The sequence below is a fragment of the Candidatus Accumulibacter necessarius genome (genome assembly GCF_036625085.1).
In genome coordinates this window covers 255,861-276,646 of the sequence record NZ_JAZKUM010000005.1, presented here as the reverse complement: position 1 = coordinate 276,646, position 20,786 = coordinate 255,861, and the positions used below count along the sequence as shown (strand labels likewise).

24 protein-coding genes and 1 pseudogene are annotated in these 20,786 nt (G+C 63.2%); 7 read left to right on the top strand and 18 right to left on the bottom strand.

Translation table 11 applies throughout. The features are described 5' to 3' along the window. Positions 1–16 precede the first annotated feature (16 nt). From V5B44_RS15160 to V5B44_RS15150, 3 genes are all read right to left on the bottom strand, one after another. A complete protein-coding gene (locus V5B44_RS15160) occupies positions 17–511 on the bottom strand; it encodes a hypothetical protein (RefSeq protein ID WP_332359850.1) in 495 nt (164 codons plus the stop codon). A gap of 215 nt (positions 512–726) precedes the next feature. Continuing rightward, positions 727–1,188, bottom strand: a complete 462-nt coding sequence (locus V5B44_RS15155) for a hypothetical protein (protein ID WP_332359849.1) — start codon at positions 1,186–1,188, stop codon at positions 727–729. Between the two features lie 125 nt (positions 1,189–1,313). After that, entirely contained in the window at positions 1,314–1,637 is a 324-nt protein-coding gene (locus V5B44_RS15150) for a collagen-like protein (protein WP_332359848.1), read from the bottom strand. Between the two features lie 862 nt (positions 1,638–2,499). Here V5B44_RS15150 and V5B44_RS15145 point away from each other — a divergent pair. Continuing rightward, a complete protein-coding gene (locus V5B44_RS15145) occupies positions 2,500–3,357 on the top strand; it encodes a lectin-like domain-containing protein (protein ID WP_332359847.1) in 858 nt (285 codons plus the stop codon). A gap of 378 nt (positions 3,358–3,735) precedes the next feature. Continuing rightward, complete coding sequence (locus tag V5B44_RS15140; protein ID WP_332359846.1) at positions 3,736–4,365, top strand: YkgJ family cysteine cluster protein; 630 nt, start codon at positions 3,736–3,738, stop codon at positions 4,363–4,365. Here V5B44_RS15140 and V5B44_RS15135 read toward each other — a convergent pair. From V5B44_RS15135 to V5B44_RS15110, 6 genes are all read right to left on the bottom strand, one after another. Further along, positions 4,287–4,913, bottom strand: coding sequence for an SAM-dependent methyltransferase (locus V5B44_RS15135; RefSeq protein ID WP_332359844.1), 627 nt, complete (start codon positions 4,911–4,913; stop codon positions 4,287–4,289). The genes V5B44_RS15140 and V5B44_RS15135 overlap by 79 nt on opposite strands. Positions 4,914–4,979: 66 nt before the next feature. Beyond that, entirely contained in the window at positions 4,980–5,399 is a 420-nt protein-coding gene (locus V5B44_RS15130; RefSeq protein WP_332359843.1) for a hypothetical protein, read from the bottom strand. After that, on the bottom strand, positions 5,396–6,307 hold the full coding sequence (locus V5B44_RS15125) for an alpha/beta hydrolase (RefSeq protein ID WP_332359842.1): 912 nt from the start codon (positions 6,305–6,307) through the stop codon (positions 5,396–5,398). Before V5B44_RS15125 ends, V5B44_RS15130 begins: the two co-directional genes overlap by 4 nt. Positions 6,308–6,420: 113 nt before the next feature. After that, positions 6,421–7,095: a hypothetical protein gene (locus V5B44_RS15120; RefSeq protein WP_332359841.1), complete on the bottom strand. Its 675-nt coding sequence runs from the start codon at positions 7,093–7,095 to the stop codon at positions 6,421–6,423. Positions 7,096–7,394: 299 nt separating this feature from the next. After that, the gene (locus tag V5B44_RS15115) at positions 7,395–8,279 is read right to left on the bottom strand and encodes an ADP-polyphosphate phosphotransferase (RefSeq protein WP_332359840.1); all 885 of its coding nucleotides are present in this window, start codon (positions 8,277–8,279) and stop codon (positions 7,395–7,397) included. A 175-nt stretch (positions 8,280–8,454) separates the two neighbouring features. Next, the gene (locus V5B44_RS15110) at positions 8,455–8,808 is read right to left on the bottom strand and encodes a DUF1840 domain-containing protein (RefSeq protein WP_332359839.1); all 354 of its coding nucleotides are present in this window, start codon (positions 8,806–8,808) and stop codon (positions 8,455–8,457) included. Between the two features lie 230 nt (positions 8,809–9,038). Between V5B44_RS15110 and V5B44_RS15105 the strand changes: the two genes are divergently transcribed. From V5B44_RS15105 to V5B44_RS15085, 5 genes and pseudogenes are all read left to right on the top strand, one after another. After that, positions 9,039–10,184, top strand: coding sequence for an MlaE family lipid ABC transporter permease subunit (locus V5B44_RS15105; RefSeq protein ID WP_332359838.1), 1,146 nt, complete (start codon positions 9,039–9,041; stop codon positions 10,182–10,184). Then, positions 10,144–10,996: pseudogene (locus V5B44_RS15100) on the top strand (ABC transporter ATP-binding protein). Before V5B44_RS15105 ends, V5B44_RS15100 begins: the two are co-directional and overlap by 41 nt. Positions 10,997–11,015: 19 nt before the next feature. Then, positions 11,016–11,957, top strand: a complete 942-nt coding sequence (locus V5B44_RS15095) for an MlaD family protein (protein WP_332359837.1) — start codon at positions 11,016–11,018, stop codon at positions 11,955–11,957. Then, positions 11,954–12,673: an ABC-type transport auxiliary lipoprotein family protein gene (locus V5B44_RS15090; RefSeq protein ID WP_332359836.1), complete on the top strand. Its 720-nt coding sequence runs from the start codon at positions 11,954–11,956 to the stop codon at positions 12,671–12,673. Before V5B44_RS15095 ends, V5B44_RS15090 begins: the two co-directional genes overlap by 4 nt. A 27-nt stretch (positions 12,674–12,700) precedes the next feature. Then, positions 12,701–13,081: an HPF/RaiA family ribosome-associated protein gene (locus V5B44_RS15085; RefSeq protein ID WP_332359835.1), complete on the top strand. Its 381-nt coding sequence runs from the start codon at positions 12,701–12,703 to the stop codon at positions 13,079–13,081. A gap of 45 nt (positions 13,082–13,126) precedes the next feature. Here V5B44_RS15085 and V5B44_RS15080 read toward each other — a convergent pair whose 3' ends face one another. The 9 genes from V5B44_RS15080 to V5B44_RS15040 form a co-directional block, all read right to left on the bottom strand. Next, entirely contained in the window at positions 13,127–13,258 is a 132-nt protein-coding gene (locus tag V5B44_RS15080; RefSeq protein WP_332359834.1) for a hypothetical protein, read from the bottom strand. A 32-nt stretch (positions 13,259–13,290) separates the two neighbouring features. Continuing rightward, positions 13,291–13,491: a hypothetical protein gene (locus V5B44_RS15075; protein WP_332359833.1), complete on the bottom strand. Its 201-nt coding sequence runs from the start codon at positions 13,489–13,491 to the stop codon at positions 13,291–13,293. 17 nt (positions 13,492–13,508) lie between these two features. Continuing rightward, positions 13,509–13,811 (bottom strand): BrnT family toxin, encoded by a 303-nt coding sequence (locus V5B44_RS15070; protein WP_332359832.1) that lies wholly within the window; start codon positions 13,809–13,811, stop codon positions 13,509–13,511. Beyond that, positions 13,808–14,044 carry a helix-turn-helix domain-containing protein gene (locus V5B44_RS15065; RefSeq protein ID WP_332359831.1) on the bottom strand — a complete coding sequence of 79 codons (237 nt, stop codon included), beginning with the start codon at positions 14,042–14,044 and terminating at the stop codon, positions 13,808–13,810. The genes V5B44_RS15070 and V5B44_RS15065 overlap by 4 nt, the downstream gene beginning before the upstream one ends. 68 nt (positions 14,045–14,112) lie before the next feature. Beyond that, a complete protein-coding gene (locus tag V5B44_RS15060) occupies positions 14,113–14,604 on the bottom strand; it encodes an NUDIX domain-containing protein (protein ID WP_332359830.1) in 492 nt (163 codons plus the stop codon). After that, the gene (locus tag V5B44_RS15055) at positions 14,601–15,635 is read right to left on the bottom strand and encodes a threonine aldolase family protein (RefSeq protein WP_332359829.1); all 1,035 of its coding nucleotides are present in this window, start codon (positions 15,633–15,635) and stop codon (positions 14,601–14,603) included. The genes V5B44_RS15060 and V5B44_RS15055 overlap by 4 nt, the downstream gene beginning before the upstream one ends. Before the next feature lie 175 nt (positions 15,636–15,810). Then, a complete protein-coding gene (gene alaS / locus V5B44_RS15050) occupies positions 15,811–18,426 on the bottom strand; it encodes an alanine--tRNA ligase (RefSeq protein ID WP_332359828.1) in 2,616 nt (871 codons plus the stop codon). A 339-nt stretch (positions 18,427–18,765) separates the two neighbouring features. Beyond that, positions 18,766–19,509, bottom strand: a complete 744-nt coding sequence (gene ugpQ, locus V5B44_RS15045; RefSeq protein ID WP_332359826.1) for a glycerophosphodiester phosphodiesterase — start codon at positions 19,507–19,509, stop codon at positions 18,766–18,768. Further along, a complete protein-coding gene (locus tag V5B44_RS15040; protein WP_332359825.1) occupies positions 19,506–20,786 on the bottom strand; it encodes an extracellular solute-binding protein in 1,281 nt (426 codons plus the stop codon). Before V5B44_RS15040 ends, ugpQ begins: the two co-directional genes overlap by 4 nt.

The window sequence follows — 20,786 nt, the reverse complement described above, 5'->3', positions numbered from 1 at the left end:
CCTTCTGCCGAACAGATCACTTGCCCCGGAAGACAAATGACATCCTTGCCGGACTTCCGCCGGCGCCGACGCGGACCTGCTGTTTTTGCCAGACTCCGTCAACTTCGGCGGCAATGCGATAAGCGCCCGGTGCCAGCTTGAGGTAGAGCAGTGGCCCTTCGCTGACCGCAGAAGCGATCTGCTGCTCCTTGCCAGAAGCCAATCGGACCACAGTGAAGGGAATTCCGGCGAGGTAACTGCCGCGCTGCTCGCTGAACATCACGTGCACATTGTAGCGCGAAGCCACCTGGCGCATTTCCTCCCGCCCCTCCTCGCTGACACCGCCGCTCGTCCATGCGGCCTCGCTTTGCGAAGTGCTGGTGGCGGTCGTCCCGACAACGTCAGCCGCAGCCGTGGCCGAAAGCGGCACGCACGTCGCTGCCACAGCAACGGCCAGGAGCACGTTCTGCAGGAAAAGGGGCGAAGGCCGGCGGCCGGCCTGAAATGCGAAGGTTGGCAACAGTTTGTTCATGATGTTCTCCGGAAATCAACCACGGGCCTGCGCGCAGCAGTCGTTCGCGAGCCCCGGCCCGGCAAGCTGCCGAACCCTCTGGTTGTCCGGCTATTGTCATTCCCGCCGGCACGCACTGTCTGTGCGCCGACGCACAGACGTCAGAGCAAGCTGACGCGCCGGGCGTCTGGCGTCAATCGCGCACGCATCAGCCCCGGGAGAGGCTAAGCCAACGATCAGCGATTACGGCCATGGTCGCGGTCGTCACCGTGGCGGTTGTGCTTGTCATCGCCGCGACGATCGTCGCGGTAGTGATCCCTGTAGTCGTCGCGTCGATCGTATCGCCGGTCGGCGTGGTACTGGTGGTAACGCGGAACGTATTCGCGCTGATACCAGTTGTTCTGGACAAAATAGACCCGTTCGCCGCAGGCATTGTACCGGTGGCAGTTCTTGTGCCAGTGCTTCGCGTGGCCCGGGGGTACGTTCAGGTAGACCGGCGGCCGGCCAACCGGTACCGGCTCGATGACCACCGGTTGCCCGTAGATGACCCGCGGCGGGGGATAGCCTCCGATGTCGATTCGACCATAGTAGCCGGGCTGACCGATACTGACCGACAGGGCCACATCGGTGGCACGGGCCGGCAGGCTACCGGCCACCGTGGCGGCCGCCAGCACCGCGGCGAATAGCAAACGCTTCATTCGGGACCTCTCCTTGTCAATATCGTTATTCAACGCGCCAGCACAGGGAGACGATGACCCCTGTCTTGTGACGCGCTGTCACGCTTGGTAAGCAAGAGATCCCCGGGCGCTATCCGCGAGCAAGCCTAGCGAGCGGGAACGATCACCGTGGTGCCACCGCTTGTCTTGCCAGTTGCGCCGGTGTTGCCCCTGGCGCCAGTACTGCCGGTGGCGCCCGTGTCACCCGTACCGCCCGTGGCTCCGGTGTATCCCGTTGCGCCGGTGTGGCCGGTGGCACCGGTGTCGCCGGTGGCGCCGGTATAGCCAGTGTTGCCCGTGTTGCCGGTGTTGCCGGTGGCGCCGGTGCTACCGGTCGCGCCTTGCGGCCCGGCCGGACCGGCAGGAAGGGTGAAACAGGCGCTCAACGCGAGCGTCGTCAGTGTTGCGGCAATCAGGTTCGAGTAGTTCATGATGATTCCTTCTGCTTGGCCTGGTGGAACCACCCACGCGATGGTGAGCAATCCCCCGGAGATGATCAGCTTCCAGTGGTCGTGTGGGGCGTCGGCTGATCGGGCCATCGCGACAGCGGGAACGGAACGAGGCTGACTGGCAGAAACCGCCCGAGGGCAAGCCTCCGAGGTCAACCCGACACCGTTGGCAATAAGACTACGAGAACCGGCGCACGCCGTCGGTACGCTGGCGCGCATACCCCGGGTCTTGCCCACGAAGTGGGTCCGGTTCGCACAGAAAGATGCGGGATAGGGTACGTAAGGGACCTGCCCCTCGTTCGTCCCGACAGGGGCATCGAGGTTTACCCGGCGATGGCCCCGTCCAAATCCGAACGGCCGAGCAATACGGTAACGGGGTCGCAAGACGACCCGGCGCGGTCGCCATAGCCAAACGAACAGCAAAAAGCCGCAAACTTGGAGCTGACCGGGTCTGCCGGCAGCTCAAAAGGGACATTCAAGATCACCTCTGTCGATCTTCCCCTTTGACCTCCACCAGTGCCGTCACGTGCTTGAGACCGCCCTCGAACCAGAGTCTACCAGTTGGCGAAATGTGTCGACATTTTTTACACGCGAGCCCTTCTGCTCACTTTTGCCGTCGCCAAGATCCATTTAATTGACTGATTTAGCTCTATATTTTTGTTCATCGTCAAGGTTGGCATGGACATTGCTTCTTGGTAAGTGTCTCAATATCGCAGGACTGAGCCCGCAGGGTCAACTGTCTCGCCGGGTTAGCGACACTCACCCGCCGCATTGAATCGTAGAGATACAGACAGGGCATTACGCACATCTACCAAGCCATTTCAGACAAACCTTGGAGCAACCCATGAAAAAAATCATTACAACGGTCGCCGGCATCGCAGCGGCCATGTCCATTGGGCCGGCGAGCGCGCTGACGGTCACTTATGGCGACTTTTCGGACCTCTCTGCTTTTCAACAGAATGGCGCCACAGCTGCCATCGCCGATCCGGTAACCGATGCCAGCAACCGGAAGGTTCTGCGTCTGACGAACAACCTGAATCAGAGCGGCAGCGCTTTCCTGACCAATTCCATCAACCTGGCAAACCAGGCCTCGTTCAGCACCAAATTCACGTTCAACATCAGCAACCCGCAAGGGATCTCCGACGGTGACGGGCAGGGCGCCGACGGCATCGTCTTCGTCGTACAGACGGTAGCCAACACGGCCGGAGGTATTGGCGGGGGTATCGGGTATCTCGGTATTGCGAAGAGCGTCGGCGTCGAGTTAGATACATGGGACAACGGGCCGGGACTCAACGACCCCAACGGCAACCATATCGGCATCAACCTCGGTGGCAACTTCAATGGCTCCACCCAGCCGATAGGGACGCGCATGAACAACGGGAGCGATTGGTTTGCCTGGGTTGACTACGATGGCGTTAACGACCTGATCGAGGTGCGTCTTTCTCAGACCAATGCCCGCCCCGTCGCCGCGACGCTCTCCCGCACCGCGGATCTGGTTGCCGAGTTGGGCCAGACCAACGCATTTGTGGGATTCACGTCCGGGACTGGATCCGCCGGCGGCTTTCACGACATCGTGAATTGGGAGTTCCGTGACACCTTCCAGCCCATCGACCCCAACCCGACCCCGGAACCCGGTTCGCTCGCCCTGCTCGGCATAGCACTCACCGGTCTGGCAGGCCTTCGCCGCCGGGTGCGCGCATAGGCTTCGCAGCACCTGAACCAGTCGAAGGGCCGTCAATCTGACGGCCCTTCTTGTTTCTCCGAGCAACAGTAAAGGCGTTCCCGAGGTTGAATCCGCCTCCTCCCCCGCGAATGGCAGTTATGGTTCGTGCCTCGTCAGCCTGCGCGGAGATCGCCGACGTGCCCGTCATCTGACAGGTCAGGAAGATTGACAGCGGCGATTCAAGTTCGTAGGCTGAGTGCCACTTGTCGGTCAGTGTTGGGCAGGTGACTCGCGAAGCAGACAAGCGGGTATGACCGTTCTACCCGCCTGCCTTTTCTTCCTGCCGATGGGAGCCAAATTGCGTCGACCTGATCCGCGCCACAGCCCTTGGCTTTCCACGATGATCGGAGCCAGAAGATGACCACCCTGTGCCTGAACACCCTGTCCCGACTCCAGCACGATATCGACGAGCGCGTTCAAGCGATCCGGGAAGCGCACCCGGAATGGCTGTGCGGCAAGGGCTGCGCCGGTTGCTGTCGGCGCCTGGCGGAAATCCCTCAACTGACGGCGGCGGAATGGCGTTTTCTGCGAGAAGGCCTGGCGGCGCTGTCGCCAGAGCGCCTTCAGGCCATCAGCCGCGACCTGGGCGCCCTGGTCGGCCAGCCGTGGCGCCCCATCGTCTGCCCGCTGCTGGACCAGACCACCAACGCCTGCCCGGTCTATGCCCAACGGCCAGTGGCCTGTCGTACCTATGGCTTTTACGTGCAGCGCAACCGCGGACTTTACTGCCACGAAATCGAAGCCCGCGTAACCGACGGCAACCTGGCAGACGTGGTGTGGGGCAACCATGATGCGATCGACCACAGGCTCGCCGGCCTGGGTGGAACCCGCCCGCTGAACGAGTGGTTCGAGCGTTGGCAGCTGAATTCCTCTTTTCCCGGGATGGCAGGCAAACCGGTACCGCCCGATCAGGGCTTGCGCGCCACCAGGCCAATCAGTGCCGAGCGGCCCTTGTGCCCCATGCCCTCGGAGATCTCGTCCTCGTAGGCCACAAGTTCCTCGATCTTCCAGTCGGCAAAGGCGGCGCGCAGCAGTTCTTCAGTGTACAGGTTTTCGACGGCGGACGGCCCGCCGGTGCGGTAGTCGAGCTGCTTCGGCGTGTAGCCCTGCAGCAGGATGCGCCCGCCCGGACGAGCCAGCTGCTTCATCGCCGCAAACTGCCGTTCCCTTTCTGCTGGGCCGACGAACTGGATGAAGATGCCAATCACCCAGTCGAAGGTGTCGTGCAGTTCTGCCGGTGGCCACTCCGGCCCGAGCATGTCGGCCAGCAGGAAGCGGACATCGACCTGGCGACCAGCGGCCAGCCGTCGGGCCTTGTCGATGGCCACCGGAGAGATTTCAATCGCGCTGACCTCCAGCCCCTGTTCGGCCAGCCAGACCGAGTTCCTGCCCTCGCCATCGGCCACCGACAGCGCAGTCCGGCCATTCTGCAGGAGGCCAAGCCGATGCGCGAGAAAGCGATTCGGCTCGGTACCGAACAGGTATTGCTCGCCGGCATCCCGGTAGCGACTACTCCACAGGTCTTCCTGGTTCATCAGGATTCCATCCCTTCTCGCTGCTTGTGATCCGCCATGAGCCGGACAGAAATCGCCACCTGCCGGCTATTTGCGGGGCACTTCGATGTGATGCGCGGTGAGCCAGTCGCGGTCCAGTTCCCACCGCACTTCCCTGATACCGTGCTCGGAGAGCACAATGGAGCGAGCCTCGGACTGCACTTCTCCGAGCAACCGCTGGGCGGCAATGAAAGGCGGATCATTCGGATCCTTGGTGTCGAGTCCCGGAAAGAGCACGCCAAGCGCCCTGGACGCCGGCACCTCAACGTTCCGTGGGGTACTCATGATCGCCGTTTCGCCGTTCACTTTCATGACCCGGAAGGTATAAGGATAGCTTTTCAGTTTCGCGCTGGCTTGCGCCTCGATGGCTGCCGTCAGTTCGCGCGATCGGGAATCCGGTGCACGGATGTACCAGTCCAGGCCAATGAGGAGAAGCAGGACGAGGATGGCCCAGTATCTTCTTTTCACTGTGTCTCTCCCGTTTCTGGCAGCACCCACGGCTCACCGGACGAGTCGCGCATGGCAGCGTCGAGAAAGCCGATCACCGTCCCGATGTGACGCTCGATTTCACCGTATTCGTCGTGGCTACCGGGCATCAGCAACAGATGAACCCGCTCATCACGGCGGTTGGCGTAGATTTCCTGCGCTTCGCTGACCGGCACCATCTGGTCGTCGGTGCCGTGCGCCAGCAGGACCGGACAGTTTGCCGAGCGAATGGTGTAACAGGGGGCAATGTCGTCGAAGCGGTGCCCGATGACGTACTGCACATAATGCAAAATGTAGGCGCCCAACGGCCAGTAGGGAATCCGTTTCAGCTTGAGCCAGCGCCGCATGATGCCAGCCGGATGAGCAAAGGCGGCCAGGCTCACAGCAGCGGCCAGATCCGGCCGGCGGGAAGCCAGCAGCAGCGCAGCACCTGCCCCAACCGAATGGCCGATGACTCCGACGCGGCTGGCATCGACTTCGCGCTGCCCCTGCAACCAGTCGACCGCATGCTCGAGATCCTCCGCAAAGCGCGGCAGGGAAGCGAAGCTGTCGCCATCGCTGCGCCCGTGGCTGCGCGCATCAAAGAAAAGCACGCTATAGCCGGCCGCATGCAACGGCCCTGCCAGCGGCAGCATCATCTCGGCATTGCCTCCCCAACCGTGGACGACGGCGAGCGCCGGTGCGGCTTCGCTGGCCGGAATGAACCAGCCGAACAGGGTCTTGCCGCGCTGGGTGGGAATGTGCACCTCGCGCCAGGGCAGGCCATCGGGGACGCCGGTCTCCCGCAGGCGCGGGGCGGCCAGGCTGGCACGGATCCTGCGGTTGACAACCGGCACCGCCAACAGGGCGAGCAGAGTAACGGCGACCGTGATCACCTTGAAGCGATTCATTGTGCCGATTCCTCTCGCGGCCAAAGGGATGCTGCCTCACCCCGACGGCGTTGGCCGAGAAGGCGCGGGAACGTGCACGCGGTCGGGTTCGCCGCGCCGCCGGAGTCTCGGCCTCAGCGGCCACGATAGCTGTAGTACCCGTCGTCAATGTTGCCCCGGCGGTCGAAGTCACAGCTGAAGGAAAGCTCGCGGTAACCGCCTCGTTCGAAGGAAACCCGGCCATCTCCGCTCAGGGTTTGGTCACGCAAGTGCGGATAGGTCAGTTCCAGTTCGCGGACCTCACCGTGATCCCGCTCGATCTGGAAACGGACTTCGCGCGCGCACTCCCTCGTCAGGTATCGAATATCGTCGAAAGGCGAGGTCTCGCCCCGGTCATACGAGCTGCGCTTTTCTCCACGTTCCATGTCGCGCTGGTTGCCGGCGATAGCGGCAATGGCGATCAGGGCGAGGACGCCCGCGCCGACCAGAGGGGCCGAATTGCTGCCATCATCACCGGACAATGCGTTGTGCTGATCGACCCTCCAACTGACTACGTCACGATTATCGATGCGGCAGGTGAAACGATGATCCCTGTCGTCGCCGGACCGGATCAAGCCGCTCACCTTGTAGGAATGATGAGCGGTCCTTTCGGCCCGCGTTTCATGAGCCCGCGAATATCGGGAATCCGAGTAGCGGATCTTTTGCACGCAATCATCGACCGCTCTCGCTTCGTCATAGGCAAACGCTGCCGGGGAGGTCATTGTGGTGGCAAGGACCACACTCAGGCAGATAGTCAGTCGCTTCGTCATCCCGGCTTCTTTCCCTCGTCCGTGGGCGGTCATCCGGCATCCCGGCGGCCGTTGTTGACGAGCAGAACCGACCCGGGGGCCGGCTCTGCTCAAAGCCATATCATACGATACCGGTCACCTGCTGCGCAGACGGCGGGGGTCCGACCCAGCCGGCGATGTTGCGCTACGCTGGTCGTCAGCGAAGCGATCAGCCGCAAGGGCGCAGCCACCGCACTGCCGACGGCCGCCGATCCGGTGGCGGGAATCGGGTGAGCGGCCCGGGGTCCGACATTCGGTGGGCCAGCCATCGGCGGACGGGATCAGCTTCCGGGTTCTTCCGCCATCAGCCGCTGGCGGATCGCGAGCAATTCCTGCTGGCGCTCGGCGCCGGATTCCGGGTAGCGCATCCTGAGCGATTTGAAGGTCTCCAGAATGATGCGCGAAACGATCAGCCGCGCATTCCTCTTGTCGTCGGCGGGCACCACATACCAGGGGGCGATTTTCGTGCTGGTCGCGCTCAGGCACGCTTCATAGGCCTGCATGTACTGTGGCCAGAAAGCCCGTTCTTCGATGTCGGCCAGACTGAATTTCCAGCTCTTGTCGGGCTCGTCGATGCGCTCGAGAAAGCGCCTGCGCTGTTCTTCCCGGGAAAGGTGCAGGAAGAACTTGATGATGCGTGTGCCGTTGCGAAAAAGATGCGCCTCCAGGTCGAGGATGGAACGATAGCGCTCTCGCCAGATCGTTTTTTCGTCAATATCTGCATCCGGCAGGCCTTGACCACGCAAAATCTCCGGATGGACCCGCACGATCAGCACCTCCTCGTAATATGATCGGTTGAAGATGCCGATCCGGCCGCGCTCCGGCAGGCATTGCGAGGTACGCCAGAGAAAATCGTGCTCGAGTTCGGCGGCACTCGGGTGTTTGAAACTGAACACCTGGCAGCCTTGGGGGTTGACGCCTGACATCACATGGCGAATGGCGCCATCCTTGCCGGCCGCGTCCATGGCCTGAAAAATCAGCAGCACTGCATGGCGGTTGGACGCGTAGAGCAAGCGTTGCAAGTCACTCAGTTCGTCCACCTGTTCGTCGAGCAGTGTCTGGTACGCCTTTGTCGATGGGTAAGCCGGAGGCACCTCGGTCGGCCACTTGTCCAGTTCGACCTTGTCGCCTTCCTGTACCTGGAAATCCTTTGGTTTGATTGTCATCGCGACCATCTCCTCCACCTTTGACGCGCTCCGTGAAAAGCGTCGGCGTGTCCACGGTTGAATTCTTCTTTCCAGGGCGCCGGATTTGTCTTCGCCGGCGCTGAACACCCTGCCGCCTGACCAGCGCACAGGCAAACGTAGGTCCTGACGAGTCTGTGCAGATGAACAAGGATCATCAGCTGAGCGGGCTTCGCCGCCAATCGACTTCGTCTTGCTCCCGCATGACTTCGTACTGCCACCTGACGTAGGATCCGGCCCTTGCCGCGGCTGCAAGGAGATCAATCAATGGCAGCGCCTGATTATCCGTGCTGACCGCCACCGGATGATCCGCACCCTTGTCCTCAGCTGACGGCGAGGCCTTCTGTGCATCGATCGCGGCTGTGAGCTGGCCCAGGGCCACCGGAACGTCCTCCGCCAGAATCGCGCCGGGAACGGTTTCGTGATGTTCCATCATCGTCAGCATCGCCAGCGCGACATCCCCGCATAGGGTGATATCGGCATGAGCATCGGTTGCAAAGGTCACCAGCATCTCGTTCTCCGTGAATGCAGCTTCAGCGACGCCACCCGGGTCGGGTCAGGGATCCCGGTTACCCGCGTTTATCTCCTTGAAAATTCTCCCTCGAACCGGGCTGGCCGTATGTGCGCTGGCGTACATAAGCGTCGTTCGGCGACCAAGGCATCGTTGATCCGTCCGTGGTGGCATTCTGTGCGCCTCCGTACATAAGGGGAAAAGCGTATCGTCTACCGTGCTCATCATCCATGAACACCTTGTTGACGACACCCGCCGCAATCGCCCAGGCAGCGCCACAGGAGTTCGCGCTGTCGGGAGCCTGGACGGCGCGCGGGCTCGGTACCCTCGCTCCACGACTCGCGGCACTGTCCGCACCAGCCGGATCGGGAGTGGTGGTCGATTGTGCCGGCATCGAAGCACTCGACACCGCTGGTGCCTGGGTCCTGCAAAAGCTTCTGCGTCAGCTGCGTGCTGCGGGAAGCGCCGTCCACCTGCGTGACTTCCGCCCGGAGTTCGCCAGACTGCTTGCAATGGTGGGGAAGGATCTATCGACTCAAGTGCCGGTCACAAGCGCCCTCCTCCCGGTTTCATCTGTCCCTTCATCACATCTCGAACACCTGGGCCGAAGCGCTGCCGGCAGCCTCGAACAAGGCATGGCACTGCTCGGCTTTGTCGGCGAGATTGCGCTGGCCTTTACCAGATGCCTCGCGCATCCGGTGCGATTTAGATGGCGGCCCATGTTGTCCAACCTGCGCAGCGCCGGCTTCGACGCACTGCCCATCGTCGGGCTGCTTTCCTTCCTGCTCGGGATCGTCGTCGCCTATCAGGGCGCCGATCAGCTCAGGCAGTACGGCGCCAACATCTTCATTGCCGATCTCGTCGGGCTCTCCATGCTGCGCGAGTTCGCGCCGCTGATGACGGCCATCATCGTTGCCGGGCGCTCGGGCTCGGCCTATGCGGCGCAGATCGGGACGATGTCGGTGAACGAGGAAATTGACGCCCTGCGCGCGCTCGGCATCGCCCCGCTGGACCTGCTCGTTTTGCCCAAGGTCCTCGCCCTGTCCATCGCGCTGCCACTGCTGACTGTCTTCGCCGACCTGCTCGGCGTGTTCGGTGGCATGCTCATGGCGCGCGCACAACTGGGAGTCGGCTTCGGCGAGTTTCTCGACCGCCTGGTCAAGGCAGTCAGCGTCACCGCCTATCTGGTCGGCGTCTGCAAGGCACCGGTGTTCGCGTTCATCATCGCCGTGGTCGGTTGCTTTCACGGTTTTCGCACCCGTGGCGGTGCCGACAGCGTCGGCCGCCAGACCACACGCAGCGTCGTTCAGTCGATTTTCCTGGTGATCGTCGCCGATGCCCTGTTCTCCGTCGCCTTCAGTGTACTGGACCTCTGAGGTGGGCAGTGACAGGCAGGCGACGGACGTGGTCATCGAACTGAGCAAGGTCTCGACGCGCTTCGGCGAACATGTCGTACATTCGCAAATTGACCTCCAGGTGCGGCGTTCAGAGATCCTGGCGCTGATTGGCGGCAGCGGCTCCGGCAAGTCGACGCTGCTGCGGGAAATGATCCTGCTGCAGCGCCCGGACTCGGGTTCAATCCGGGTGCTCGGCGTCGACCTGGAGAATATCAGCGATGATGCGGCACACGCGCTGTGCCAGCGCTGGGGTGTGATGTTCCAGCATGGCGGCCTGTTCGGCTCGCTGACGGTCAAGGAGAATGTCGGGCTGCCGCTGCGCGAGCACAGCCGGCTCGACGACCGCCTGATCGACGAAATCGCGGCCTGGAAGCTCGCCATCACCGGCCTCGAGCCGGAGGTCGGCGCGCAGTATCCGGCAGAGCTCAGTGGCGGAATGATCAAGCGCGCCTCGCTCGCCCGCGCCTTGGCACTCGATCCCGGAATTGCTGTTTCTCGACGAGCCAACCGCCGGCCTCGACCCCGACAGCGCCGGCGGCGTCGACCAGCTCGTTGGCAAGCTACGCGACCTGTTTGGTCTGACCATCGTCATGATCACGCACGATCTTGACCTGTTGTGGCAGGTGGCCGACCGCGTCGTCGTTCTCGGCGAGGGGAAGGTGCAAGGGATTGGCTCGATGTCCGAGCTCTCGCACATGGACCATCCCGCCATCCGCATGTTCTTCGACGGGCCGCGCGGGCGAGCGGCGCAGGAACAGGAAGAACACCTGGCTGCGGCACAAAGATCGTGAGGCCATCATCGAAACCAAAGTGAACTATCCGCTTGTCGGTGCATTCGTCCTCGTCCTCGGCTCGGTGCTTGTCGCCGGCGTTCTCTGGTTCGCCTCGGGCGGTGCTTTCCAGAAAAGCCATGACATCTATCGGGCGATCGTCTTCGAGTCGGTGGCCGGTCTCAATCTCAACGCACCGGTCAAGTACAACGGCGTCGACGTCGGCAAGGTTCGACAGATTCGTCTGGACCCAGGCAATCCGGAACAGGTGAACCTGCTGTTCGCGATCGAGCGCGGCACGCCCATCAGGGAAGACACCGTCGCGGTCCTGAAGACACAGGGTTTGACCGGCATCGCCTATGTCGAACTCAGTGGCGGCACGCGCGATGCGCCGCCACTGCTCGCCAGCGAAGGAAGCGAGTATCCGGTGATTCGCACCAAGCCATCGCTCAGTGCGCGACTGGAGAATGTGCTCACCACCGTGCTGACCAAGGTGGACAGCCTGTCGAACAACATCAATGCCCTGCTCAGCAATGAAAACCGGACTGCGTTCGCCAGCGCGCTCGCCGATATGGCCCTGGTCGCACACACCATCGCCGCACGCAAGGACGCGCTCGATGCGGGCATCATCGATGCCGCCCGCACTTTTGAAAACACCTCACGCGCAACCGCGCAGATCGGACCGACGCTCGATCGCATCGGACGCAGCGCCGACGCCGTCGGGAAAATGGGGACGGCGGTCACCCGCACCAGCGCCAGCGCGGGCAAGACGGTCGACGCGGTCGGCGCCGACCTGCAGCGCTTCAGCACGGAAACGCTGCCCCAACTGGAGCGGCTGCTTGAAGAACTCTCGGTGTTGTCGACCTCGCTGCGGCGCCTTGCCGAGCAAACCGAACGTAATCCGTCGGGCCTCCTCTTCGGTCACCGGCCGGTACCAGACGGGCCCGGCGAATCCTCATCAACAGGAGCACGACAGCCATGATCCCTTGGTCCATCGCAAGAGTCGGCCTGCTGTGCCACATCGGCGTGCTGCTGACCTTGATCGGCGGCTGCAGTGCGCTCCGTTCGCCGGCGACGCTGCCGCCTGCCTTCTACTCGCTCGACAGCGCGAGCGGCGAGAGCGAAAGCGCTAGAACGGCTCGGGCAGCCGGCTCGATCGGCGCGCCAACATTGATCGTCAATCCCCCACAGGCGGCAGCGGGCTTCGACAGCCGGCGCATCATCTACGTCCGCGAGGCCCACAGGCTCGACTATTTTGCTCATAGTGAGTGGGTCGACACCCCGGCGCGCATGCTGGCGCCGCTGATCGTCGCCGTGATCGAGAGCAGCGGGACCTTCCGCTCCGTTCTCCTGGCGCCGACCGCTGCCGCTGGCGAACTGAGGCTCGACACCGAGATCCTTCGCCTGCAGCAGGACTTCAGCAGCCAGCCGAGTCGCGTCCGTTTCACGCTACGCGCCCATATCGTCGACAGCACAACGCGCCGGGTGCTGGCGTCGCGCGTCTTCGATGAGAACGTTGCAACCGCGACTGCGGATCCCTACGGCGGCGTCGTTTCGGCCAATCGGGCGGTGCAGAGCGTGCTTCAACAGCTTGCCGGCTTCTGCACCACGGTGGTCGTTCAATCACAAACGGCGGCGGTCGAAGCTGCGAAACAGGTGGTCGAACCCAAGCCTTCACCGCCATCCCACGGGTCTTGAGCCCATGACCAACACAAGGAGAACAGCATGCAAATCCAGATCAATACCGACCACAATATTGCAGGCAATGAAGCGCTGGCCGCTCACGTTCGCAGGGTCGTCGAACATGGCTTGAGCCACCTCAGCGATCACATTACGCGCGTTGAAGTGCATCTGAGCGATGAAAACGGGCCAACGAAAGAGATGCAGGGAGGACAGAACGACAAGCGCTGCATGATGGAGGCTCGTCTTGAGAGCTACCATCCCCTTGCCGTCACTTCACATGCTGCCAGCGTGCACCAAGCCGTTGACGGGGCGACTGAGAAGCTGATCCGGTTGGTCGAAGGCACCCTTGGACGACTGCATGATCACAAGCATGGCCGCGATACCCGGATGCCGGGTGACGATACGCCTTTGGACGTGCAATGAGCGACTCTCTGACCAGCAGAGTCGCACAGTGATTGCACCCGTCGGCTATGATCCGACCCGGGGACGCGCCAGCCAGTCACGGACTACCAGTCCTGTGCCAAAATCCCAGGCCTTGAGTTTTTCGCGAGCAATCAGCCGGAACTCCCCGTGCGCCAGGACATGATAGGCAATGATCACCTGTTGCTTGCGGGCGGTCGTCGTCGAGTTGGCTACTTGGCCATCTCGATGAGCTCGATATCCTTCCTGAGCATGTCGTTCACCAAGTCGGCAAGCTCGACGCCCTTGGCGTCGGCCTTGGCGGCGAGATAGTCCTGCACCTTCTCGTCGAGATAGACCGGTAGCCGGAAGACGGCATCGGGCTTGTAGAACTTGCCACGCACGCCCTTGCTAAAATCGTACCTGTCCTTCATCGGGTCACCCTTGGCCGCTAACGCGGCGTCTGTTCATAGTTGAGCACTTCCGCCGGATCGGCGCGCCGCGCCGAAATGATGCGGATGTGCAATTCTGTTCTGCGCACGTCATCGCTGGTGTGGACCACCACCAGCACCTGCCCGTTCTGCGCCTGGCCCAGCGTTACCCAGCGGTCTTCGTCGTCGCTGCGCTCCTCGTCGAAGATGGTCAGCGCCAACGGATCGCGGAACACCGACGTGGCCAGGCGGAACGATATCCCATGCTTGGCGAGATTGGTCCGCGCCTTGTTGGCATCCCAATCGAAGGCGAAGAACGTCACCGCGCCCCGCCCGCCTGTGCTCTGCGCTTCCACTGCCCGCGCTCGATGAAGGCGTCAAGCAACTGGAGCAACTGGCGCTTCTCGGTCACGTCTAACTTCTCGATTGCCAGCAAGCGCTGCGAGATACCCAGTTCTCCGGCCAGCTCGACCTGCGTGAATCCTGCCACCTTGCGAAACTCGGCCAAGCGGGCCCCAAAGCTCGCGGGAGTCTCGGCCTGAACGAATTTGCCCATCGACACAACCCTCAGGTGATAGCGAAAGTCTAAGCGCTTATGACTCAGATCTCTATTGCACCAGTCCGCTATGACCCCACCCGGCGACGCGCCAGCCAGTCACGGACCACCAGTCCGGTGCCAAAATCCCAGGCCTTGAGCTTTTCGGGGACAATCAGGCGGAATTCGGCGAGCTCCTCGTTGAGACGGATCTCGCCATTCGCCAGGACATGATAGGCAATGATCACCTCGTGCCTGCGGGCGAAGGGATAAACGCCGATCAGCGTCACCGCGTCGGTTTCCAGACCCAGTTCCTCCCTGACCTCGCGCGCAACGCCAGCCGCCGGCGCCTCATCGCGTTCGAGAAAGCCGGTGATCAAGCCGAAAGCACCGGCTGCCCAGGTGTGGTTGCGCGCCAGCAGGATGCGGCCATCGTATTCGACCAGCGCCGCCAGCACCGGCGCCGGATTGTCCCAATGCACGAAGCCGCACCGGGCCCGGCAGATCAGTCGCGGCAAGCCACCAACATCGTGCGTCTCGAGCCCGGCGCTGCACAGCGGACAGAAGCGCCAGTCGCTCATTCGGAACCGGTCGCCAGCTCGCGGATGTCGGCGACCAGACGATCGACTGTCTCGGGTGCCGTGTCCCAGGCGCACATGAAGCGCGCGCCACCGGCGCCGATGAAATTGTAGAACAACCAGCCGCGCTCGCGCAGGCCGGCCTCCACACGGCTCGGCAGGTGAACGAAAACGCCGTTCGCCTGCACCGGAAACAGCGCTGGCCAGCCGGTAGCTTCCGCCAGGCCGGCCGCCAGCCGCCGTGCCATCGCGTTGGCATGCGCGGCGTGGCGCAACCAGGCGCCCTCTTCGAGAATGCCGAGCCACGGCGCCGACAGGAAGCGCATCTTCGAAGCGAGTTGACCGGCCTGCTTGCAGCGATAGGCAAAATCATCCGACAGCTTGCGATCGAAGAAAACAACGGCCTCGCCGGCTGGCAAGCCCATCTTGGTACCACCGAAGCACAAGACATCGACGCCGGCGCGCCAGGTCACCTCGGCCGGGCTGACGCCAAGACCGGCAACGGCATTGGCAAAGCGCGCGCCGTCCATATGCACGCGCAGGCCATGCGCACGCGCCGTATCGGCGATCGCGCGCAGCTCGTCCGGCCGGTACACGGTGCCGACCTCGGTCGCCTGCGTCAGCGTCACCACCTTCGGCTTCGGATAGTGGATGTCGGTCCGGCGGGTGACCACCTCAGCGATCGACGCCGGCGTCAGCTTGCCCTGCTCCCCGGCGACCGCCAGCAGCTTGGCGCCATTGGAGAAGAACTGCGGCGCGCCGCATTCGTCGGTCTCGACGTGCGCCAGCTGGTGGCAGATGACGCTATGGTAGGGCTGGCAAAGCGCCGCCAGGGCCAGGGAATTGGCCGCCGTACCGTTGAAGACGAAGTACACGTCGCAATCGGTTTCGAACAGCTCGCGCAAGCGATCGGCGACGCGCAGCGTCCATGGGTCCTCGCCGTATGAGCGGACATGGCCATCGTTGGCCGCCAGCAGGGCGCTCAGCGCTTCCGGGCAAATACCCGCGTAGTTGTCACTGGCAAAGTGCTGCATCAGGCGCAATCGAAAGGGTTCGTCGCGACTCGCGACGACGTTGCCACCTCCCTCCCCTTCAAGGGGAGGGAGACTTCTCCCCGACCCACCGTTGGTGGGAAGGGCTGACGGGACCGAGCAGGCCATCCACTTGTCCCTTGCTGCATCGCCGATGCCGGCTCGCTTTTCTGCTTGCTCAAAGCCGCTGGTCGACCCAGGCGCACACTGATGCCAGCGCCGCCGGCAGATGCGCCGGCTCGTTACCGCCGGCCTGCGCCATGTCCGGACGACCGCCACCCTTGCCGCCGACCTGACGGGCGACCATGTTGACGAGTTCGCCGGCCTTGATCTTACCGGTCAGATCAGGGGTGACGCCGGCGATCAGCGTCACCTTGCCGTCGCTGGCCGAAGCGAGCACGACGGCAGCGCTCTTAAGCTTGTCGCGCAGCTTGTCGATCGTTGAGCGCAGGGCGTTCACGTCGGCGCCGTCCATGACCGCGGCCAGCACCCTGGCACCCTTGACGTCGACGGCCTGTGCCAGCAGCTCGTCGCCCTGCGCCGAGGCCAGTCTGGCTTTGATGCGTGACAGTTCCCTCTCCAGCGTGCGCACATTGTCGAGCACCTGGGCGAGTTTGGCCGGCACCTCGGAAACTGGCGCCTTGAAGGCAGCCGCAGCGTCAGCCAGCATCGCCTGCTGCTGCTGCACGAGCGCCAGTGCCGTCTCACCGGTCACCGCCTCGACGCGCCTGACGCCGGCAGCAACGCCGGTCTCGGCGACAATCTTGAACAGGCCGATATCGCCACTCCGCTTCACATGGACCCCGCCGCAGAGTTCCTTCGACGAACCGATGGTCAGCACGCGCACCTCGTCGCCGTACTTCTCGCCAAAGAGCATCATCGCGCCCGACCTCTGGGCCTCCTCGATCGGCATGACGCACGCTTGGGCCGCCGTGTTGGCGAGAATCTCGTTGTTGACGATGACTTCAACGCGGCGAATTTCTTCAGCGCTCATCGGAGCAGAGTGGGCAAAGTCGAAACGCGTCTTTTCGGCATCGACCAGCGAACCCTTCTGTTGCACATGGCCGCCGAGCACCTCGCGCAGGGCCTTGTGCATCAGATGCGTCGCCGAGTGGTTGCGCACCGTGCGGGCACGCGCCTGCACGTCCACCCTGGCCAAAACACCGTCGCCAACGCTGATCAGGCCAGTCCTGACGACCCCCTGATGGCCAAAAACGGCGGCCTGGATCTTCTGCGTGTCCTCGACCGCAAAGATGCCCTGCGCGCCCTGCAGCAGCCCGCGGTCGCCGACCTGACCGCCGGATTCGGCGTAGAACGGTGTCTCGTCGAGCACGATGACGCCGAGTTCGCCCTCCTTCAGTTGCTCGACCGGGCTGCCATCGCGGTATAGCGCCAGGACCTTGCCGCCGAATTCGAGCGCCTCGTAACCATGGAAATTGGTCGCCGGTCCGTCGTAGTCGAGCGCCGTGGCCATCCTGAATTTGCCGGCGGCGCGCGCCTGCTCCTTCTGCTGCGCCATCGCGGCATCGAAAGCGGCGACGTCTACGCTGACACCGCGCTCGCGGCAGACGTCGGCCGTCAGATCGAGCGGGAAGCCAAAGGTATCGTGCAGCTTGAAGGCGGTGGCACCGTTGAAAACACCCTGGCCGGCCATCGCCGCGAGTTCGCCCTCGAGGATGCTCATGCCGTGCTCTATGGTCTCGAAGAAGCGGACCTCTTCCTGCCGCAACACCTCGGTCACGCGCGCCTGGTTGCTGGCCAGTTCGGGATACGCAGCACCCATTTCGGCAACCAGGTCGGGCACCATGCGGTGGAAGAAGGCCGTGCGGGCACCGAGTTTGTAGCCATGCCGGATCGCGCGCCGGATGATCCGCCGCAGGACGTAGCCACGTCCCTCGTTGCCCGGGATCACGCCGTCGGAGACCAGGAACGCGCAGGCGCGGATGTGGTCGGCAAGCACCCGCAAGGAAGGACTGGCTAGGTCGGCAGACGAGGTTTCACGCGCGGCGGCGGCGATCAGGCGGACGAACAGATCGATCTCGTAGTTGCTATGGACGTGCTGGAGAACCGCGGCCGTGCGCTCGAGGCCCATGCCGGTGTCCACCGAGGGCTTCGGTAGCGGATGCATGACGCCGGCCTCGTCACGGTTGAACTGCATGAAGACGTTGTTCCAGATCTCGATGTAACGGTCGCCGTCTTCGTCAGGCGATCCCGGTGGCCCACCGGGGATGCCTTCACCATGGTCGTAGAAGATTTCCGTACACGGTCCGCAGGGGCCGGTATCACCCATCATCCAGAAGTTGTCGGAGGCGTAGCGCGCGCCCTTGTTATCTCCGATGCGCACCACCCGCTCCGCTGGCACGCCGATCTCGCGTGTCCAGATGTCATAGGCCTCCTGGTCTTCGGCATAGACCGTGACCCACAGCCGGTCGGGCGGCAACTGGTACACCTCGACCAGCAGTTCCCAGGCGTAGCGGATCGCATCGAGCTTGAAGTAGTCACCGAAAGAGAAATTGCCCAGCATCTCGAAGAAGGTATGGTGGCGCGCGGTATAGCCCACGTTTTCGAGGTCGTTGTGTTTGCCGCCGGCGCGCACACACTTCTGCGAGGTCGTCGCCCGCAGGTAGGGTCGTTTGTCGAAACCCAGAAAAACGTCCTTGAACTGGTTCATGCCCGCGTTGGTAAACAGCAGCGTCGGATCTGCATGCGGCACGAGCGAACTCGAGGCAACGATCTGGTGCCCTTTGGATTCGAAGAACTTGAGGAACTTCTCGCGGATTTCAGCGCTTTTCATCGTGGTCCATCCCGGTTCGGGGCTCGTTCAAAGAGCTGCGATTCTAACTTGAAAGTCGGATTCGCAACCGGTCAATCACCCGGCCGCAACGCCTTGAGCGCTGTCGGCCCGGTGCTTCCGGGCGCAAAGGGGGTGAAACCGTGACCGGCGCTGCCCGCTCGATGGCGATGGGCCGAGCTAGTAGTTCGTTCCGCCAAACCAATTACATGAAATCGCGCCTTCTCGCGCCATGCGGCGTTGCAAATCCTCGCCATAGCTACGGCTATGGCTGTGGTTTGCGCCTTGCCTTGCACGAGAATGCATCAATTTCATTTGTAATCTTATTGACGGCACGAACTACTAGTCGTCGACCAGGCAGTCGATGCGGTCGCTGAACACCGCCGCGACGCCCCGCCGATAAAGCGCGGCGGCGATTGATGGATCATTCACCGTGTAGCAGAGGACAGGAATACCACCGGCGAGTGCTTCCCGCAGCACTTCGTCGTCAAGAAACGCGGCATCACAATGCAGGGTCACGGCCCCGAACTGCCTGACGCGCGCCAGCCAGTCGGACGGCGGACGCTCGTACAGGCAACCGAGCGGCAACTCGGGCACGGCCGCGCGTGCAGTCGCCAGGGCCATTTCCGAGAAAGACGACACCAGCGGCAGATCGTCGCCGGGCCAAAGCGCCCGGACGCTGCGCGCCACCACCTCGCCGGTCAGCGCCTCGAAACCGGCTGCCGGCTTGATCTCCACGTTGGCCAGCAAACCCAGCTGGCGACACGCGACCGCTGCCGATTCCAGCGTCGGCACCGGCTCGCCGGCGAACGCCGGATGCTGGTGAGCACCGGCGTCGAGGCAGCGCAGTTGCGCATCGTCGGTTTCGCACACCCGACCGAAGCCGTCAGTCGTCCGGACCAGGGTTTCGTCGTGCAGCACCCACGGCGAACCATCGGCTGACAGCATCACATCAAACTCGACCGCCCGCAGGCCAAGCCGGGCGGCGATCCGCAGCCCGGCCAAGGTATTCTCCGGCGCCAGCGCACCGCCACAGCGGTGCGCAAAGACGCGCGGCAGGGGCCAGCCGAGCTGCGGAGCAATCACTTCTTCGACGCTGCCGGCTTCGCTGCCGGCTTCGCTGCCGTTGCGGCGTGCAGGATGACGTTGCCACGCTCGACAGCGACGTCGAGCGCCTGCTTGGCTGGCGTCTTGCCGGACCAGGCTGCCTCGAGTTCCTCTTCGACGATGATCCGCACCTTCTCGATCTCGGAAACGCGCAGTGCACGCAGCGCACCCGGGCCCTGCAGCTGAGCGTAGGCGACATTGAGGCCAGCAACATCAGCTTTCAACAGCTTGCTGCCCGCCGCGGCACGGGCAGCCGAGGTCATTGGCAGGAAGCCTGAGGCGGCTGTGAGTTCCACCTGCAGGTCAGGCTCCAGCAGGAAACTGACAAACTGGGCCACCCCCTTGTATTCGGCCGGCTTCTGGCCACCGCCCACCCACAACGAGTAGCCCCCCGCCAGCGTCTGCTTCGGCGCGCCCTGCACATCGTCGTGATACGGCAGCGACGAAACACCGATCTCCAGCTTGCGGCTATCGCGCAGCGCGCCGCTGAGCGAAGACGAACTGGTCAGCATGCCGCACTCGCCGGCTGCGAAGCGGTTGTCCGCCTCGTCGCGACGACCGAACGAGACGAAGAACCTGGCCTTTGCCCAGGTGGTGAGCATCGCCGTGTGCTTGACCTGAACCAGACCATTGAAGTTCAGCTTGCCCTTCGCGTCCGCCACCTCGACGCCATGCCAGGAACTGAGGTTGTCGATGTGCACCCAGGCCGGCCACGAGGTGGTGTACGGACACGTGCTACCGGCGTCGAACAGCTTGTCAGCCGCGACCTGCATTTCGGCCCAGGTCTTCGGCGGCTTTTCCGGGTCAAGACCGGCCTTTCGGAAAGCGGCCTTGTTGATGAAGAGGATCGGGGTGGACAGGCCGACCGGCAGCGCGATCAGATTCCCTTTGGCATCGGCCAGGCCGACACGCAACTCGGGTGCCAGCTTGCTACCGTCAAAGGGCACATTCTCGTCCTTCATCACCTGGTGCAGCGGTTTGAAGGCACTCTTGGCGGCAATAAAGCGCGCCTGCTCCTCACGCGTCACCAGATTGAGGTCCTTGGGCGCATCGCCCTGGACGCGGCGTACCACCTTGACCTGGGTATCCTTCTGCCGCGAGTTGAAACGCTCGACCAGTTTCTCGAGGCGCTCGGCGCGTTCTTCGTCAAGTTGATGCGACAGCTCGATTTCTGTCGGTGCCGCAACCGTCAATGAAGAAAACGGCACGGCGAGAGCAAGCGCCAGCGCGGCCGGGAGAATTTTGCGCAAATGCAT

Bases quoted from the DNA above. Each gene is read 5' to 3' on its own strand.
- V5B44_RS15040 (WP_332359825.1), bottom strand. From the start codon at position 20,786: ATGCATTTGCGCAAAATTCTCCCGGCCGCGCTGGCGCTTGCTCTCGCC.
- V5B44_RS15110 (WP_332359839.1), bottom strand. From the start codon at position 8,808: ATGCTGGTGACCTTTGCAACCGATGCTCATGCCGATATCACCCTATGC.
- V5B44_RS15105 (WP_332359838.1), top strand. From the start codon at position 9,039: ATGAACACCTTGTTGACGACACCCGCCGCAATCGCCCAGGCAGCGCCA.
- V5B44_RS15085 (WP_332359835.1), top strand. From the start codon at position 12,701: ATGCAAATCCAGATCAATACCGACCACAATATTGCAGGCAATGAAGCG.
- V5B44_RS15060 (WP_332359830.1), bottom strand. From the start codon at position 14,604: ATGAGCGACTGGCGCTTCTGTCCGCTGTGCAGCGCCGGGCTCGAGACG.
- V5B44_RS15155 (WP_332359849.1), bottom strand. From the start codon at position 1,188: ATGAAGCGTTTGCTATTCGCCGCGGTGCTGGCGGCCGCCACGGTGGCC.
- V5B44_RS15150 (WP_332359848.1), bottom strand. From the start codon at position 1,637: ATGAACTACTCGAACCTGATTGCCGCAACACTGACGACGCTCGCGTTG.
- V5B44_RS15075 (WP_332359833.1), bottom strand. From the start codon at position 13,491: ATGAAGGACAGGTACGATTTTAGCAAGGGCGTGCGTGGCAAGTTCTAC.
- V5B44_RS15090 (WP_332359836.1), top strand. From the start codon at position 11,954: ATGATCCCTTGGTCCATCGCAAGAGTCGGCCTGCTGTGCCACATCGGC.
- V5B44_RS15065 (WP_332359831.1), bottom strand. From the start codon at position 14,044: ATGGGCAAATTCGTTCAGGCCGAGACTCCCGCGAGCTTTGGGGCCCGC.
- V5B44_RS15160 (WP_332359850.1), bottom strand. From the start codon at position 511: ATGAACAAACTGTTGCCAACCTTCGCATTTCAGGCCGGCCGCCGGCCT.
- V5B44_RS15145 (WP_332359847.1), top strand. From the start codon at position 2,500: ATGAAAAAAATCATTACAACGGTCGCCGGCATCGCAGCGGCCATGTCC.
- V5B44_RS15140 (WP_332359846.1), top strand. From the start codon at position 3,736: ATGACCACCCTGTGCCTGAACACCCTGTCCCGACTCCAGCACGATATC.
- V5B44_RS15115 (WP_332359840.1), bottom strand. From the start codon at position 8,279: ATGACAATCAAACCAAAGGATTTCCAGGTACAGGAAGGCGACAAGGTC.
- V5B44_RS15055 (WP_332359829.1), bottom strand. From the start codon at position 15,635: ATGCAGCACTTTGCCAGTGACAACTACGCGGGTATTTGCCCGGAAGCG.
- V5B44_RS15120 (WP_332359841.1), bottom strand. From the start codon at position 7,095: ATGACGAAGCGACTGACTATCTGCCTGAGTGTGGTCCTTGCCACCACA.
- V5B44_RS15125 (WP_332359842.1), bottom strand. From the start codon at position 6,307: ATGAATCGCTTCAAGGTGATCACGGTCGCCGTTACTCTGCTCGCCCTG.
- V5B44_RS15135 (WP_332359844.1), bottom strand. From the start codon at position 4,913: ATGAACCAGGAAGACCTGTGGAGTAGTCGCTACCGGGATGCCGGCGAG.
- alaS (WP_332359828.1), bottom strand. From the start codon at position 18,426: ATGAAAAGCGCTGAAATCCGCGAGAAGTTCCTCAAGTTCTTCGAATCC.